This window comes from Bacteroides sp. BFG-637 (assembly GCF_024793605.1).
Lineage (GTDB): Bacteria > Bacteroidota > Bacteroidia > Bacteroidales > Bacteroidaceae > Bacteroides > Bacteroides vicugnae.
In genome coordinates, this window is the sequence record NZ_JANUPD010000002.1 from 5,326,873 (window position 1) to 5,344,712 (window position 17,840).

14 protein-coding genes and 2 pseudogenes are annotated in these 17,840 nt (G+C 37.3%); 1 reads left to right on the forward strand and 15 read right to left on the reverse strand.

The features are described from left to right. Window positions 1-59: 59 nt before the first annotated feature. The 4 genes and pseudogenes from NXX38_RS20940 to NXX38_RS20955 all read right to left on the reverse strand — a co-directional run bounded on the left by NXX38_RS20940 (window position 60) and on the right by NXX38_RS20955 (window position 4,842). A complete protein-coding gene (locus NXX38_RS20940; RefSeq protein ID WP_258980980.1) occupies window positions 60-1,163 on the reverse strand; it encodes an ABC transporter permease in 1,104 nt (367 codons plus the stop codon). A gap of 2 nt (window positions 1,164-1,165) precedes the next feature. After that, a pseudogene (locus tag NXX38_RS20945) lies at window positions 1,166-2,636 on the reverse strand (ATP-binding cassette domain-containing protein). 24 nt (window positions 2,637-2,660) lie between these two features. Then, window positions 2,661-3,566 (reverse strand): HlyD family secretion protein, encoded by a 906-nt coding sequence (locus NXX38_RS20950; protein ID WP_258980982.1) that lies wholly within the window; start codon window positions 3,564-3,566, stop codon window positions 2,661-2,663. A 16-nt stretch (window positions 3,567-3,582) separates the two neighbouring features. Beyond that, window positions 3,583-4,842 (reverse strand): TolC family protein, encoded by a 1,260-nt coding sequence (locus NXX38_RS20955; RefSeq protein ID WP_234133513.1) that lies wholly within the window; start codon window positions 4,840-4,842, stop codon window positions 3,583-3,585. 161 nt (window positions 4,843-5,003) lie between these two features. Between NXX38_RS20955 and NXX38_RS20960 the strand changes: the two genes are divergently transcribed. Continuing rightward, on the forward strand, window positions 5,004-5,900 hold the full coding sequence (locus tag NXX38_RS20960) for a helix-turn-helix domain-containing protein (protein WP_148367490.1): 897 nt from the start codon (window positions 5,004-5,006) through the stop codon (window positions 5,898-5,900). A gap of 3 nt (window positions 5,901-5,903) precedes the next feature. On the opposite strand, the gene NXX38_RS20965 is transcribed toward NXX38_RS20960, so the two are convergent. The 11 genes and pseudogenes from NXX38_RS20965 to NXX38_RS21015 form a co-directional block, all read right to left on the reverse strand. Next, window positions 5,904-6,950, reverse strand: a complete 1,047-nt coding sequence (locus NXX38_RS20965) for a mannose-1-phosphate guanylyltransferase (protein ID WP_258980986.1) — start codon at window positions 6,948-6,950, stop codon at window positions 5,904-5,906. A gap of 493 nt (window positions 6,951-7,443) precedes the next feature. Then, window positions 7,444-9,879 carry a polysaccharide biosynthesis tyrosine autokinase gene (locus tag NXX38_RS20970; protein ID WP_258980988.1) on the reverse strand — a complete coding sequence of 812 codons (2,436 nt, stop codon included), beginning with the start codon at window positions 9,877-9,879 and terminating at the stop codon, window positions 7,444-7,446. A gap of 11 nt (window positions 9,880-9,890) precedes the next feature. Then, window positions 9,891-10,691, reverse strand: a complete 801-nt coding sequence (locus tag NXX38_RS20975) for a polysaccharide biosynthesis/export family protein (protein ID WP_258980990.1) — start codon at window positions 10,689-10,691, stop codon at window positions 9,891-9,893. 49 nt (window positions 10,692-10,740) lie between these two features. Further along, window positions 10,741-12,147 carry an undecaprenyl-phosphate glucose phosphotransferase gene (locus tag NXX38_RS20980; protein ID WP_258980992.1) on the reverse strand — a complete coding sequence of 469 codons (1,407 nt, stop codon included), beginning with the start codon at window positions 12,145-12,147 and terminating at the stop codon, window positions 10,741-10,743. Between the two features lie 94 nt (window positions 12,148-12,241). Then, complete coding sequence (locus tag NXX38_RS20985; protein ID WP_258980994.1) at window positions 12,242-12,994, reverse strand: glycosyltransferase; 753 nt, start codon at window positions 12,992-12,994, stop codon at window positions 12,242-12,244. 3 nt (window positions 12,995-12,997) lie between these two features. Continuing rightward, entirely contained in the window at window positions 12,998-13,372 is a 375-nt protein-coding gene (locus NXX38_RS20990) for a hypothetical protein (RefSeq protein ID WP_258980996.1), read from the reverse strand. 171 nt (window positions 13,373-13,543) lie between these two features. Then, a complete protein-coding gene (locus NXX38_RS20995) occupies window positions 13,544-14,125 on the reverse strand; it encodes an NAD-dependent epimerase/dehydratase family protein (RefSeq protein WP_258980998.1) in 582 nt (193 codons plus the stop codon). A gap of 346 nt (window positions 14,126-14,471) precedes the next feature. Beyond that, the gene (locus tag NXX38_RS21000) at window positions 14,472-15,482 is read right to left on the reverse strand and encodes a glycosyltransferase family 2 protein (RefSeq protein ID WP_258981001.1); all 1,011 of its coding nucleotides are present in this window, start codon (window positions 15,480-15,482) and stop codon (window positions 14,472-14,474) included. Window positions 15,483-15,510: 28 nt separating this feature from the next. Continuing rightward, on the reverse strand, window positions 15,511-16,596 hold the full coding sequence (locus NXX38_RS21005; protein WP_258981003.1) for a Coenzyme F420 hydrogenase/dehydrogenase, beta subunit C-terminal domain: 1,086 nt from the start codon (window positions 16,594-16,596) through the stop codon (window positions 15,511-15,513). Between the two features lie 3 nt (window positions 16,597-16,599). Further along, entirely contained in the window at window positions 16,600-17,061 is a 462-nt protein-coding gene (locus tag NXX38_RS21010) for a polysaccharide pyruvyl transferase family protein (protein WP_258981009.1), read from the reverse strand. Further along, window positions 17,048-17,711 (reverse strand): annotated as a pseudogene (locus NXX38_RS21015) (polysaccharide pyruvyl transferase family protein). Before NXX38_RS21015 ends, NXX38_RS21010 begins: the two are co-directional and overlap by 14 nt. Window positions 17,712-17,840: the final 129 nt, after the last annotated feature.

The window sequence follows — 17,840 nt, forward strand, 5'->3', positions numbered from 1 at the left end:
CAATCTGCCCATTAGCACACTTGTATAATATTCATACAATCAATTGGCATATCGACATATTATTCCAATCTATACTTAAATTTCTTGATACTGATCGTAATAAGTACCGCCGCCATCAATAACAAGATACCAATCTCTTTATACACCAATGCAACTGGTACTCCTTCAATCATCAGTTTACGCACAGCCTGTATATACCAACGTGCTGGAAGTATATCCGAAATCCATTGAAGTATCACCGGCATACTCTCTATAGGGAAAATCATACCCGATAGAAGCATCGTGGGCATCATCAGCATCAATCCGGAAACCAGCATGGCGGCAACCTGTGTACGTGTGACTGATGAAATCAATAAGCCCAATGCCAAGGATACGAAGATAAACAGCAAAGATACCGTGATTAACCAGAACAAACTTCCTACCACCGGAACATCCAATACAAAGACCGAAAGCAAAAGGATCGTTATCAGATTGACGAACGACAGCACAAAATAAGGTACAGCCTTTGCCAAAATAATAAATAGCGGCTTCACAGGTGAAACTAATAATACTTCCATCGTGCCTGTTTCTTTCTCACGAACAATGGAAATCGAGGTCATCATGGCGCAAATCAGCATCAGAATCAAGCCCATCACTCCCGGAACAAAGTTATAAGCACTCTTCATCTGCGGGTTGTAGAGCAATTTGATATCAGGAGTCAGGCGGGCAGCCGACATATTCGGAGGAATCATCTCCTGGCCTACCATAGAAACGATTCCTGTCGCATAATTAACTTGCGAAGTCGACATATTGGGATCTGTTGCATCTACTATCAGCTGTACACGAGCATCACCCGTATAGAGATCATCCGCAAACCGTTCGCTAAAGACAATCGCCATATCAATTTCATTCTTTAAGAAAGCAGCTTCCATTTCCTGGGGCGAATGAAAACGTGCAGTAACGGTGAAGTATTCACTGGCATCCAAACGATCAATTATTTTTCGTGTTGCCACATCATTCGAAGGATCGAGTACCGCCAACCGAACATTTTTCACTTCCGTAGTGATAGCAAAACCGAATAAAATAATTTGCACGACCGGCATCCCCAACAAAATCAGCATCGTTCGCCGGTCACGGAAAATATGATAAAACTCTTTCTTTATAAAAGCTATAAACTGTCTCATAATCAATCTGCTTTGCGCACCGCACCGCGGGCTAATTTCTGAAAAACGTCATCCATCGTTTCCGCACCGAATTGTTGTTTCAGACGGGCAGGTGTATCAAGTGCTTTTATCTGACCGTCTACCATGATAGATATCCGGTTGCAATATTCCGCTTCATCCATATAATGGGTAGTGACAAATACGGTAATACCCTGATCGGCTGCCTGATAGATCAATTCCCAGAACTGCCTTCTCGTAGCAGGGTCTACTCCGCCGGTCGGCTCATCCAGAAAAACGATTCTCGGTTCATGGAATATTGATACTGAAAAAGCCAATTTCTGTTTCCATCCCACCGGAAGGCTCTTCACCAGAGTATCCCGTTCGGCTGTAAGCTCCAAACGATCCAACAATTCTTCTGTCTTCCGTTCTATCTCCTGTTCCTTCATGCCATAAATTCCGGCAAACAGACGGATATTCTCCCACACTTTCAGATCTTCATATAGCGAAAACTTTTGGCTCATATAGCCGATATTTTTCTTTACTTGTTCGGCCTCCCGGTAAATGTCATATCCTGCCACCTTTCCGATGCCTGATGTCGGTTTACTTAATCCGCAAAGCATACGCATAGCTGTCGTCTTTCCTGCTCCATTAGCACCCAGAAAGCCAAATATCTCGCCCCGGTTCACCTGAAAGGAGATATGATCTACTGCGGTAAAATCTCCAAAACACTTTGTCAACTGCTTCACTTCAATGACCGGAGCTACTTCATGCTTCACTTCCTCCCGCTCCAAGGAAGGAGGGCAAAGGATAGACGCAAATTGATGAAGAATACGTTCGGGAGTATCAATGCCATGAATCTGTCCATGATTGATGAAAGCAATCCGGTCACATTGCCGAGCCTCATCCATAATGGGAGTAGAAACGACAATGGTAATACCCTGTTCACGTAAATTTCGGAGCATTTGCCAGAATTCCTTACGTGACACAGGATCCACTCCGGTAGTGGGTTCATCCAGAAATAAAATATCCGGTTTATGAATCAAAGCGCAGCTCAATGCCAGTTTCTGCTTCCATACCACCCGACAAAGCTCCTGCCCTTCTTTTCCTGAACGGTTCTATCTGTTGATAGATATCTTTAATTAAATCATAATTCTCTTGAACTGTCGTATGGAACACGGTAGCAAAAAACTCCAGATTCTCTTCTACCGAAAGATCCTGGTAAAGTGAAAAACGACCGGGCATATATCCCACTTTCGTACGAATCTGTTTATAATCCGCTACCACATCCAGTCCGGTAACCATGGCCGTTCCTTTATCCGCCAGCAACAAAGTAGTCAGAATACGGAATAAGGTACTCTTACCGGCACCGTCAGGCCCTATCAGGCCAAAGATTTCTCCCCGTTCCACAACGAAAGAAACTTCTTTCAGCGCTTCCACCTTTCCATAGTTCTTGCCGACTTCTTTCACAACCACTATGGGTTCTCCCTTTGCCATTCCCTTGCGTTTAATTTTTAATCATTAATTTTTCAATGTCACTCCTCCGTACATACCAATCTTCAATGCTCCGTCATTCTTCACGGCAATTTTCACTGCATATACCAGATTAGCACGTTCGTTTTTCGTCAAAATCGTTTTGGGAGTGAACTCTGAACGGTCGGAAATCCATGTCACTACCCCCGGATAAGCTTTCTGCTCCGAGTTTCCATAATCAGCATACACAGTTACCTTATCTCCCAATTTCACTTGCGACAACTGTTCGGAGGTAATGTAAGCCCTCAAATACATGCGATCCACTTCAGCCACTTTAAACAAAGGTTTGCCTATCGCCGCCAATTCACCGGCTTCTGCATATTTTGCCAATACTGTACCTTCGATAGGCGACTGGACATGACATTTAGCTAACTGATCCTCCATCTGTGCAACCTGTATGGCAACCGAATTTCCTTGTTCTATCAGGCTATTTGTACTATTCTGCAATGATGATTCCTGTGCGACAAGCTGCCTTTCAAGCAATTTGACTTGTGCATCCCAGTCGTCCAACTGTTTCTGATTCGCCGCTCCAGCAGCAAGCAGGTTTTCCACGCGTTTCTTTTCACGTTCAGCCGTTGCTATTTGCTGTTTGGTAGCAGCTATCTGTTTAGCAAGATCCGGACGTTGGCTTTCCACAGATTTCATACTGGCCTCCAGTTGTAATTTCTTCAAATACAATTGCACCGTATCCACCAGTCCAATCTCCTCACCTGCTTTCAGCCTTGTCCCCTCTTCTACCTCCAGTCGCAACAACTTTCCGGCAGCTTCGGCAGAGACTATCACTTCCGTGGCTTCAAACGTACCGGTTGCATCATAGCTGGGTATTCCCTTACCACAAGCAGCCAACATTATCAATGCCACTCCATACATTCCTATTTTTGTCATTCGTTCCATATCTAAAGAAGTTATATTAATCATTCGTAGTATATTTCAATTGATAAATTCCCATTAACCGTTGAATTTCATGCAACGCTTTCGACTGACGTGCCAAACTCTCATTGGTCAATTCCCGAAGCATCTCGGTCACCGTCAATGTTCCATTCGCCACTTTGGCTTCTGCCGATTTACGAATATTGGTACGCAAACGGATAATCTCATCATCATCCTGCATTTGCTTTTCCAATGATTGGATAGCCTGATCCTGTTGTGTCATCTCCAATCTTGTATTAAAAAGAAATACATCCCGGTTATTATCCAATTGCCGGCGTTTATTTTCAATTACCTTCCGGTCATTCTTCAAGGTGTATAAACTACCGAAATTCCATGAAAGGCGAACACCCGCAATATAGTAAGGAGAAAATTCATTTTTCAGCATATTCAGTCCGGGGTTTCCATAGGCTCCCTGCACAAACAATCCGAACTGTGGAAGATGACGCACATTCAAAGCTTTCTCCTGTACTTGTAATCCGACTCCTTGCGCATTAAACAAAGACAATTCCGGGCGACGAATCTCACTGACAGCCGAAACCTCATCTTGAGGAACAGGTTTCTCCAAAACCGTTTCCTGTGGCAACTTCTCTCCTACCAGAAGTGAAAGCATCTTCAAATATGCCATACGCGATGAAACCAGTTCTACTCTTTTCTGCTTTGTGTTCAGCTGTTCCACTTTCACAGCATCCAAATCGGCCTGATTGGCAATGCCATTTTCTACGTAGGCAGCAATCTGGCGATAATTTCTCTCCAGTTCATCTTGCAACAATGCATTCTGTTTCAACTGCTCATCCAACAAAAGAATTCCAAAATAAAGGTCATTTACACGACTATTCAGCGCATACATATCCACATTCAGCTTTTCTTTCTCTATCTCCGCTTCCGCAGTCGTTTGTTTCTTCTGCATCCGGATTCCTCCGCCATCCCAGATTTTCTGTTGTAACTCCAACATCACCTGATACTGATCTTTTGGCAGTCCTTTCAAATCCACTCCGGGGAGCTTCACCGGAATTTCTGTTACCTCACTCTGATAAGAAGCTTTAGCCGAAAGGGCAAGCTGTGGCAAATATCCTTTTGCCGCATTCTCAAGATTATATTCCTTTGTTTTCTCCACCAGACCATACTGATGTACCAACGGATAATTTTCCTGCGTCTTCCGTTGGCATTCTTCCAACGTTATCTGCGCATTTATTCCCGATACAAACAATAAAAAGGAGAAACTGAAAAACATTCTTTTCATACACATCATTTCTTTAATTTCTTCAAAAGACAAAGATAGAGATTTCAAAGATACATTCACATTCCGATAGTTAGTAAAAATATCCCAATAGTTCGATAAAGAGAAAGAATAAAAGGCTATTTGCTGATTTTTATTATCTTTGACGGAAAAAACAGATAGAGATGGAAAAGAAAATACCATTGAATATAGGTCTCGAAATCTTAGAAAATCCGGATGTCGTCCGACATAACGAATTCCGTTACATATCTCCGCATTTTGGATTCGTAAATAGCTTCGCCCAATTAGAATCCAATCTTATCATACTGGGCCAGCCTTATCGTATCAAAGAAGGACGCATCGCAGTCATCAAACAGGGATATGCACGCGTATTAATCAACCTGATAGAAGAAACCTTTCAGCGGGACAAGCTACTATTAATTGTTCCGAATTCCATTCTTCAGATTATAGAAGTCTCTCCGGATTTTGATATGCAGATGGTAGCCATGGACGCAGAATTTCTTTCTATAGCCGGAAAAGACAATTTCTTCACTCATCTTTCACAGTTACAGAAAAACCTCATATTATCTCTGACCTCACATGAGTACGACTTGTTTAAGAGTTACTTTGCTTTAATATGGAATATATTACAAGAACCGACATTCCGACGGGAAGCTATTCAATATCTACTGATCAGTATTCTGTGCAATATAGAATATCTTGTCAAAAACAGCAATCAAAAAGAACAGAGCTGCCAGACACATCAGGAAGAGATTTTCCAGCGTTTCATTTCTTTAGTCAATGCTTATAGCAAGAGAGAACGTAATGTTAGTTTTTATGCGGATAAGCTATGTCTCACTCCCCGCTATCTTAACACTATCATCCGCCAAACCAGTCAACAAACAGTAATGGACTGGATAAACCAGTCCATTATATTAGAAGCTAAAGTATTGCTAAAACATAGCAATCTGCTTGTTTATCAAATTTCTGATGAATTGAACTTCCCTAATCCTTCTTTTTTCTCGAAGTTCTTTAAGCGAATGACAGGAATGACACCACATGAATATCAATTCTCGAAATAAATTTTATTTCGAGAATTCCTTAATTCTTTGCTCTTCTTCCAGCTTGCAGATCAATAATGTGTTATCTTTCTCTGCAATGATATATCCATCCAAGCCTTGAATGAGTACTCGTTTTTCTTCGCTGGCATGCACAATACAATTTTTACTTTCATACAAACGGATATTGGTTCCTACGGTTGCATTTCCAGACTTATCCTGTGGAAGCAAACCGCGAAGTGCTCCCCATGTACCCAGATCTGACCAGCCAAAAGAAGCGGGAAGTACATAAATCTCCTGTGCTTTCTCCATCACTGCATAGTCGATAGAAATGCTTTCGCAAGTAGGGAATAACTTCTTGATCGTTTCATTTTCTTTCTCTGTATAGAAATCGGGGAAAATGCGATCGAAAATTTGTGCGATGCCCGGAGCATATACACGCAGCACGGAAGTAATAGTACGCACGTTCCACACAAAGATTCCCGCATTCCAGAAGAAATTGCCTTCTGCCAGATACTTTTCGGCAGTCTCTTTATCCGGTTTTTCCTTAAATGCATCTACAGTGTAAATCTCTTTATCTGTCTGGAGCTGATCAGCAGCAGCAATATATCCGTATCCGGTTTCCGGACGAGTTGGCCGGATACCTATCGTTACAATGGCGCTGCCATCATCTGTGAAACGAAGGGCTTTCTCCATCACTCTACGGAATTCTCCCGTATCAATGACTAATGCATCCGAAGGAGTTACTACAATGTTAGCATTCGGATGTTTTTTCTTGATCTTCCAGCAAGCAAAAGCAATGCAGGGTGCAGTATTGCGCGCACAAGGCTCCGCCAAAATATTACTTTCCGGAATTTCCGGCAACTGCTCCCGAACAATATCAATGTATTTTTCAGAAGTTACGACCCACATATTTTCTTTAGGGCAAACACCGTCGAAACGATCTGCCGTCAACTGAATCAGCGACCGGCCACATCCCATTACATCAATAAATTGTTTAGGACATTCCGGAGTGCTCATCGGCCAGAAGCGGCTCCCTATGCCACCAGCCATTATTACAACATGATTATCCATACCTGTTATTCTCCTGTTAAAAAATATTCTTTAAAATAGGTGTGCAAGGTACGCTAAAATGTCCAAAACAGCAAATAAAGATAAGAGTATTTGTAAGCTCCCAATAAAGTACCAATATTTATTATGAAGAAGTATTCAATATAAAAACGGAAGACAACAAAAGTGCTATCTCCCGTTTTGAGTTGTATATTATCTAGTGATAATATCATTTCAAATATCAACGATCTTCACAGACAGTTGATATAATAGAAATCACATCGGATTTACACCGACATGAGGGCGTTGATCAGGAATACACCGCCGTATATTTCCTGACCACAAAATGTAGGGACTTCATGTGTGTAGCATGAAGTTAGGGACCTACATATTTCATCTCACTTTTGTGTAAAGTATTAAAAGTACTCTATGACATTATTAACTTAAAAAAATCTTGGTCACCAATAAATCTTACCTATGCATTCTGCATCGAAACCCATTGACCGCTATATTGAATTTACTCTTCCTTGGTATGAGATTGTTCTCCATATCCATAACCGTAGCCATATCGCTTACCATAACCATAGTACTTACCATATTTACCATAACCATAATAATAACCGTACTTTCTTCTCTTTAAATCCAGACCATTGATCACAGTACATAGGTTAGGTAATTTATCTTTTTCAGCAAGTTCGTTAATCAAAGTATATTCATTCTTGTGAGTATAGTCTGCACGACAGACATAAACTGATAGATCAGCCACACGTCCAATCAACAAAGTATCAGTTACCATACCAACAGGAGCGGTATCCAAAATCACATAATCAAAATTCTTCTTGAGCGTTTCAATCGCTTTATTCAATCCATCACGGGCCAACAATTCGGTCGGATTAGGAGGAACTGTTCCACCAGGAAGAATATAGAGATTCTTACTGACATCGGAAAGCTGTACCAAATCCATCAAATTCTTTTCCGGATTGGCCAAATATTGAGTTATACCAACTTCTTTTCTCGGAATATTAAATACCTTATTCAAACCCGGTTTACGAATATCAAGACCTACAATTACCACTTTCTTCCCTAATAAAGAAAGACTAATAGCAAGGTTAGCAGAGATAAAAGATTTACCCTCACCGCTGACTGTAGAAGTAACCAAAATCACCTTCTTATCATTTTCAAGCATAAACTGAAGATTCGTTCGGATATTCCGGAAGGTTTCACTCATCAAGTTATTTTGATTCTCAAATACAGCAATAGCTCCCTGCTTTTCATCGGTTAATGGGATATCACCAACAATAGGTAAACTTGTGAGTTTTTCTACATCAGAACGACCTTCAATCTTGAACTTAGTCAAATTGATTAAATAGATGACACCTACAGGAATTCCGACACCTAAAACTAAAGCAATCAAATAAATCATCTTACCTTTAGGTGATACAGGAATTTCATCAGCAATAGCATCATCAATTATTTTAGCATTGTTAGCTGTAGCAGCTAAAGTAATAGCATTCTCTTCACGTTTCTGTAAAAGCAACAGATACAATCCAGACTTGATCTCTTGCTGACGAGCAATACTCACAAACTGACGCTCCTGTCCCGGAGCCTCATTGATACGGCGAGAAAAACGACTAGCTTCACGATCCAAATCTGTTTTTGTTATCAGTAGTCCCTGTAAAGTACGGTCAAGAGTAACATCCACATTCATCTTCATCGCACGAATACTTGTATCCAGATTTATAATTGTAGGATTGTTTTCTGTAGAAGTGCGCAACAAACGTTTACGTTCTACCAGCATTTCGTTATAACGATCAATTTGAGCTACGAGTCCGGCATCCTGCAGACCAATATTACCAGGAAGTACCTCATATTCATTTCCTCTCATATATCTACGCAAATCCTCTACCAAATTGATTTGCGTTTGGTTCTCTACACGTTTCTTTTCATACTCCGCATTTCCTGTCAAAGCTATTTGAGCTTCACTCGTCAAATCCGTAATACCAGCATTTCGTTTAAAAGTCTCCAAACTTTCTTCAGTACTTCCTAACTCTTTTGATATAATACCAATACGTTCATCAATAAACTCTGCAGTCTTTTGTGCTTTTTCATTCTTATCATTATTCGTATTGATATTATACATTTCCAAAAGTTTATTGATAAAATCTTGCCCACGCCGCAGACTGGAATTCTTCAATGATATTACTGCAACAGAAGTTGTTTTGGAAGTAGGCTCAATAGTCATGTTTTTACAATACCATCTTGCTACATGCAAGGGATTATTTATAGTCGCTGTTATATTACGAACTTTTTTCTCCGAATCAACATCTTCAGTTCCCTTAGAAATCAAAGAATCGGGACTCATGAAAAAAGCTAATGTTCCTCTTTCAGTAGGGAAAACAGCTGGCAACTTATCAAAATGCTTCTGATATTTATCATCTCCTACCTTTACATTTATATCCAGACTTCCCTGCGGTTGTAAAGCCATCTCTACAATCATTGTTTTATCTAATAATTCCGCTTCTTGAGGAATCAGACTAACTTGTATTGGAGATGTCTTATACATGTCCTTTGCGGGAAATTCATCTTCATCTGTATAAGATACATATAGATTTAAATCTACAACTACTTCTTTAGCAATAGTTTTAGATCGAAGCACTTCTATCTCATTATCGATATTTTGAGAAGAAGTAACAAGACCATCTAAACCTAAATTTTCCAATTCTGATGCCATACCCACTCCTCCTCCTTTCTTATCATCTTTTATCAAAACTGTAGCAGATATATTATATACCGGAGTAGCCATACGTAAATATAGCCATGCTCCTAGCAAAAAGACAACAACTGTACCTACAAGCCAAGGCCAATGAATCAAATATTTAAACAGAATTTCCCGAAAATCTATTTTGTTTTCATTTGCTTCCTGTTCCACACTATATATTTTTTCTTCTTTCATCTCTCAAGATATTACTTTAAGATATTAAACAATAAACTGGCAAGTGATACCAAAATTGAAGTCGCAGAAAACCATAAACTAGTACTATTACCAATATCAGAGTTACGAGCTTTGGCTTTATTCGGAGTCACATAAATAATATCATTCTGCTGTAACCAATAATAAGGAGAAAGAATCGTCTCGGCTTTGTTTAAATCTAAAGTGATTATTTGTTGTTTCCCATTCGAATCTTCACGAATGAGTCTTACATTGTCACGAAGTCCATAAACAGTCATATCACCTGCCATTGCAAGAGCTTCTAATAAATTAACCTTTTCATTAGAAATAGTGAATGTACCTGGACGAGTAACTTCTCCAATCACTGATATTTTATAATTTACCATACGCACTGTAACGATTGGAGTTTCTGTAATATATGGCTTCAATTTGTCAACAATCATTCGTTCTGCTTCTTTTTTAGTCAGCCCCCCAAATTTCAATTCCCCTAATACTGGAAAAGAAATCATGCCTTCATTATCTACTAAATAAGGTTGTAATACAGGCTGAGTAGTAGTTAACGTAGTAGAAGTTGACAAATTTGAAGGACTGGCAACAGTCAGGTTAAAAGGTGCAGCCAACTCTGGGCTTGTACAAGATACCACTATAGTTAATAGATCTTTAGGCATAATCTTAGCATCATATAAACCCTCATGCTGTGTAACCTCATTAACTACATTCGCATCTTGCATATATGGCACTTTCTTGTAAGACTGGCATGATGCTACTAAAAATAGCAATAATATCCAACACATTTTTTTGTTAAGCATTCTCATAATTCATTTCATTTGTTTTCTTATTTCGACTCAATTCTAAAATTCAATATTAATATGCCGTCTTTTCTCCATGGATTGCATTATATACTGTCTTATACATAATATATAAATCCAATAAGAATGTCCAATGCTCAATATACCAAATATCACGCATTACACGACCTTCCATCTGCCAAAGTTCTTTTGTCTCACCACGATAGCCCGTTACCTGCGCCCAGCCCGTAATACCCGGTTTAACAAAATGACGAACCATAAACTTGTTTATTAATTGAGAATACTCCACCGTATGTTTCAACATATGTGGACGTGGACCAACAATAGACATATCTCCTTTCAACACATTTATAAATTGGGGTAGTTCATCAATACTCGTTTTTCTTAAAATCTCACCTATCTTCGTTTTACGTGGATCATGTTCTGTAGCCTGTAACGTATCACATAAGGCATTCACTTTCATAGACCGGAATTTATAACACCAGAATTCTCTACCGTCTTCACCGCTACGCTTCTGCTTAAAAAATATCGGTCCTGGAGAACTCATTTTTATAGCTATTCCGACAATTATATAAATAAAAGGAAAAGCAGTACAAAGAAATAACCCTGAACATACTATATCAAAAACACGTTTCACTATTCGATTCTCAAGCAGTTCAAGCGGTTCACGCCGAATAGATAATACCGGGACATTCCCCAACAGTTCAAAATACATCCTACGTTTCAGATAATTACGAACATTCGGGACACTAAAAAAACGTACTAAATGATTCTCACAATAGTTTATGACAGGGAGTATTTCGGCACTTCGCGCAGAAGGAAGACTACAATAAAGCTGGTCCACTTCACCTGTATATTTTTCTAAATAAACACTCACCTCTTTAGGCTGCCCTAAATAAGGTACTCCTATTGGATAACGGTCAGAGGGGAAATCCTCAAAATACCCTAATACACGATAACCAGAAGTCGGATCATCTGTCATTGCATGATAAAGTTCCTGCATATTATCATGACTTCCCACTAGTATAACCTTACGAACATTATTACCTTTTCTCCGATAAAGTTCCAAAGCATGCCGAAAAATAAGACGATAACTGATAATTACTATGATAAGAATAATATAGAATAACCCAAAAAAGCGAGAATATGAAAAATGAAAATGAAAAAGAGTTAAGACACAAATTGAAAGCAAGACAAAAGGAACCATGTTACGCAACACACGAAACATTATTTGTTCAGTACGCACCACAGGACGATGAAGGATGACTCCAGAGTGCATATTACAAAGCAAATAACACAAAGATAGCAATGCCATTCCTTGAAAGACAGAACCACATTCTCTACACCAGAAACGGTCACCCAATACCATTTCTAACCCCCATAATAGTAGATTCAGCAAGATTAGATCACCCAGTAATACACTTGATTTTAGGACTTTGTTAAAACGTTGAACTTCCTGCATAAATTATTCATTTATATATTGACTAATAATATTTTAAATTTTTACTCAAAATTCTATCTATTAATAAAGTTAGCGTCTAAATATTCACATCCGTTCATCTTTTTCCACCATACCTGTTCACTCGATTTATTTTTGCAAAATAAAAGTCCTGCATCCTTAATGCTTCATTTGAAGAATCAAATCCGTTTTTTTTCACTTCTACCACATAACTTCTACGCTTAGGCATATAGTCGTTAATTACTTCAACTATTTTATCAGCCCATATATCGGAAGATTCTTCTAATCCGATGTAATGCGCAAGTTCCGATGCCGTTGTTTCTTCAGTGATATTTTTAGAAAAAAAGATAGGAAGACCTGCACATTGTGCCTCTATCCCAACAACAGGCATTCCCTCATACAAACTAGGTAACAGAAAAGCATCAAAAGCATTATAAAACTGTTTTATATCGTCTCTGCGTCCTAAATCTATAACCCTGTTAATTATTCCATAATTCTGAATTTTATCATGCATCTCATTTTCCAATTCTCCAAATCCAATCATAACCAAGATTGCGTTTTCTTGTTTTTTTGCAATCTCATTGAAGATGTCAATTAAGAAAAGTGGATTCTTCTGCGGAACATATCTACCAATAAAACCATATACCACTTTATTCTCCCATCCAAACTTCTTTCGAGTATTTTCTCTAAGCTTGGCATTAAAAGCATTGGCATCCGCATCAATTACAGTTTTAAAGATACTTACCCTCCCCCTTATCGTAAGTCTTTTTACCAAACTGCCAAATTCCACAATCAATAGAGTTAGCCATATAGCAATTTGTAAACCAATGAGAGAAAGGCCGCAAGGCATATTTTATAAGTGTTTTTTTTCATTTTTATCACCTTTTGATATGCTCTCTGATATTCTCACTTTAACTCCAGCGATCCAACCTAAAAACATTGGAAATATATTGAGTGTATTATCAAAAGCATGCATCACTTCATACCGATTCTTTTTAAGAATCTTGTATGTTTCTTTTAAATGAGGAACAATATTCTTGTAAGGCGCCACTTTATAAACCCTTCCTCCCAATGCTCTAATTTCCTCTTCAGGGATTCCATTCGAATCCGAGTCACAGATAAAGTCAAATTGCACTTTTGTACGATCAATATGACGATAGTACTCCATTATCAGATTACGTTTACCACCAGAGTGCAATACGCCGGCTATTATAGCTATTCTTTGCATATTATTATTTCTTTATCGATTCATGATAAAATGAAGAGATACCATCCAACATTGGCGTTAAAATAACATCTGTAAACTGTGTCATTTTCTTTATATCCAGAACCATATTGGAGACATCTACAGGACGTGCGTTTTTATATTCAATTTTAAAGTCCACTTTTGAAATAATTTTTAAAAAGCAAGTACATCATTCACAGAATACCCTCTACCACTTCCCAAATTGATTGTCTCATTACAAACATCTTTACTTATCAGTTGATAAAAAGCATTAGCAAGATCTTCTATATAAATGTAGTCACGAATAGCAGAACCATCTCCCCATACTTCCACCGATTTATTCTCTATAATCTTACCAATCGCCACTGCCACCAATCCTTGTTTTCCATGTAAATTTTGTCCATGCCCATAAGGATTAGAGGGTCTAATAATGAGATATTTTAGTCCTTGCGTTCTATTTTTAAACAAAATACTATTTTCCATCATTTGTTTAGACCACCCATAATAGGATATAGGTTCCATACTATCAGTTTCTACAAAAGGCTGGAGAGTTGTTCTGTTACCATAGATTGTCCCTCCCGAAGAAAAATAGACAAACTTTATATTTTCATTAGCACAAAACTCCATCAATTCAATCGAAGGAAATATTACATTCTTAAATTCATTAATATAATCACTATAGGTACTTCCAGGAATCAATGTTGATACTAAATGCACTACAACTTCTATTTTATTGGCTAATAGAATATTTTTCACTCCATTGATATTACTCAACGAATTTCTGAAAACTGTTAAATCATAACTACCCAGTCTTGATATATTGGCAGATTCTGGTTCTAGAATAAAAAACCTGATGTTTTTTATCAGAAACAAAACGCTTCACCAAGCTAGAACCAATAAAACCGGCCCCACCTATAAATAATATATTCATAAAACTTTATTTTATTAAGTTTTTAGATTAGAATATTCGTTCAAATAAACCAACCATTCCTCTTCAAAATAGCGACATTGAACATTATCAAACAAGAATAGCTATTGATAAATAAAATATTAATACGCCCGTTCATTCTCCCAAATAACCTTACACAAAAGTTAAGACATCTTACTTCCTTGATTTGCCATAATTTGCTATTAATCTCACCCAAAAGACACCTCCAAATGATAATAAGCAGGCTATCCTAGTTTTTTTCCTAGCACAACCATCAAATAATACCCTAGTTCTGTATTCCTTTACTATACGAAAAAGACTCTTACGCATTTCTATTTGTTCCTTTGGCACTTCCATTAAGATATGAAATGCAAAACTTACAATTCTGCAATCCACACTTTTTTGTATATCAGGCAGCATTTGCTTCTTATGCTCTTCCAGTTGACGAATTATTCTTACACAAAATTCATATTTCTGTGGTTTAAAAGGCGCTCCCTCAATGCTATCTCTTCTCAATAAATAATAGTAATTTTCATAATTACTGAATGCAATCTTATTAGATAACATCACCAATTTGTAAGTAGTAGGCAGATCTTCATAAAGCCATCCTTTAGGATAACGAATGCCACTTCTAAAAAGAGAACAGTGATACATCTTCGCCCATGCAGCATTATCAAAATACTTTTGATAAAATAAGCAGATGAGAGCATCATTGGTATTAAAAACTTTGGTTATTCTAGTTTGTTTCGTATTTACAGGGAATGTCCCTTCTAAAAATGGAATGCACCGAGTAATGGACATTTGAGCATTATTCTCTACCAGCAATTTATAAAGAGATTCCACATAATCATCAGTAACATAATCATCACTATCAACAAACGTTATATATTCCCCCTTTGCAATATCTATTGCAACATTTCGAGCATCACTTAAACCACCATTTTTTTTGTGAATGACTTTAATACGTGCATCTTTTTTTGCATATTCATCACAAATTAACCCACAATTATCAGGACTTCCATCATCTACCAAAAATATTTCAAGATTTCCATAGGTTTGCTTTATAATACTATTTATGCATTTGGGAAGATATTCTTCAACCCTATAACAAGGTATTATAACCGAAATTAAAGGATTCTCATTCTTCATTCTTATTTCATTTTCTTTAAAAGTAATTTCAACCATACAGGGAATATACCTTTTAAGGCAGTCATCAGATTAAACGGATATTTAAGTTCTTTCTCAAAAGCTCTTCTACAGTCAACTCATTCATACGCAAATAAATAGTATCTCTCATACTACTTCGTTCTGTTGGACGTGAAAGATTATGATTCGCCTTTACCGCTCTTTCGAAGGTGCTTTCCTGTATATAAAACAATTCCTCTGCATCACTTAGAGCATTCATACCTTTTGGAGTATTTATTAATGCCAATGAAACTCCTTTAGTAGAGTAAAATTCTGGATGTTCTTTCTCAATTCCCCAATAATCTCCTATCGTAATATCTCCCACTCGATCACGAGTACAATAATTGCAGCGATAACAACATTCACGATAAATATCACCTTTCAAAAAATGATAATAATAAGGATCAAGAGCTGCAGATTTAGTTATAATTTTCGTTTTAGTCTTTGTTTTATATCCTAATCCCCATCCCGAACTCTTATCTCGAAAATTATAATACAAAATAACTCCACGGTTCTTCGTTTCCAACCATTTAATATATTTCTGAAATAGTTTAGGGCTGGGCACGCCATGACAAATCAAATCTATTGTAAACAAATTATCATAATCCTTTCTCAAATATGAATACAGTCCCTCTATTTGACAAGGAGTTCCACTATATAACACTTTCCTCCCTTTAACTAGATATTCCTTAACTTCGGAAAAAGTACGAAAAGTATCACTTTGAACATACTTTGAGCTTTGTAGTTTATATAAAAATGCTTTATCATTCACTATTATATGTCCTACTTTCCAATCGTCTAAATAAGCAGCCCCTACTGCAATTCCCCCTTCATCTAACACTCTACTTGCCAACGCTATAAATACCCCACCCGATGCACTTTCTTTTAACACATCATTATCCTTATATCTAATACCAACGACGCGAATTGGAACATTTTTTTCAGGAGGGTTGTTTTGAGGACATCTTTTCACACACACACCACATTCCACACAAGCATTTTCATCTATTTTAGCAACAATAAAGCCTTCTTCATCTGGCTCTACATAAATACAATGTGTAGGGCAAAGTTGTTCACAGGCCCTGCATCCTGTACAAAAATCAGTAATAATCATTCTTTATCCTATTGCTTTTCTCAAAAAATTATACCCATTTTCACGCTCCACATCAAGAATAGAATTAGCATGAGTAAAATCTTTTAGAGTTTGATTTACAAAAGAGAAATCACTATAGTCGATCAAATGTCTACTTTCTAAACCTACCAGCTTTAAAATACTAGCTAAACGCCCTTCAAATTCAGATGGATATATAGAAATAAAATTTGTATTCATATTAATACTAAACGCTGTAGCATGAAATGAATCTGTAATGACTGTATCTGCATATGCTATTAATCGAACAAAATCTGTAATTTTTGGCACTAACTCTGCATGACCACATTTAAAGATCTGATCATAGCGAGTACAGAAACGGACTAACTTACACCCTTTACGTTTAGCATACTCTTTGGCATAAATGTCAAACTGAGAATTCGAATTCAACTGATATATTAAAACATAAGGTTCTTTATATTTGGACACCCCCTACAAATTTCATCCAAAATTCTCTATTTACCTGAAGTGTTGGATCTAAAACATGAGTTACAGATGATAACCCTAACTGATTTTCTATTATTTCTTTAGCACTTTCCTCTCGCACAGAAATGGCACTGTATCGTCTTAAAAAATCACGAGTAGCCTCTAACTCATCTTCATCCAGTTTCGTTTTTCCAATACTTGCAGCATATGATATTTTTTCTCACATGATCAGGCACAAAACTAAGAAATAAAGGGGATAAGACACCATGATTCCAATTAGAGTTCCATGTCTGATCACTGCCTGTACAATAAATATCTGATTTTATTGGAAATGATTTAAAATCCTCTTCAGTGCAATATATTTTATCTTGTACATTTAAGTTTCGCTTCAAAAACTTAGAAAACAACTTATTTTGTCTTTCAAATGTTGGGAAAAGTAAGAATCCTATAACAAATCTCTTTACCCCTCCCATATCTCTACACCAGGTCCTTATTCTTTCTTTTGTCGAAGAAAAATCTCTACGAACATAATTTATAAAATCTACCTCACATCCCATTTCTTCAAAAATATGTTGCGTAGCTATAGCCTGAAGTACAGAACCATAGTTACGTACATTTTGAAGCGTAATTATCGTTATTCTTTTAGTTTTCATGCAGAATTAAATAATTTAGAATTTTCCAGATATGCTTCTTATTGTATATAAAGCAAAACAGAAATGATACATTCTGCGTTTGAACAAGAAATACAGTATGCCATAACTAAAACTATTTTTTAACAAATC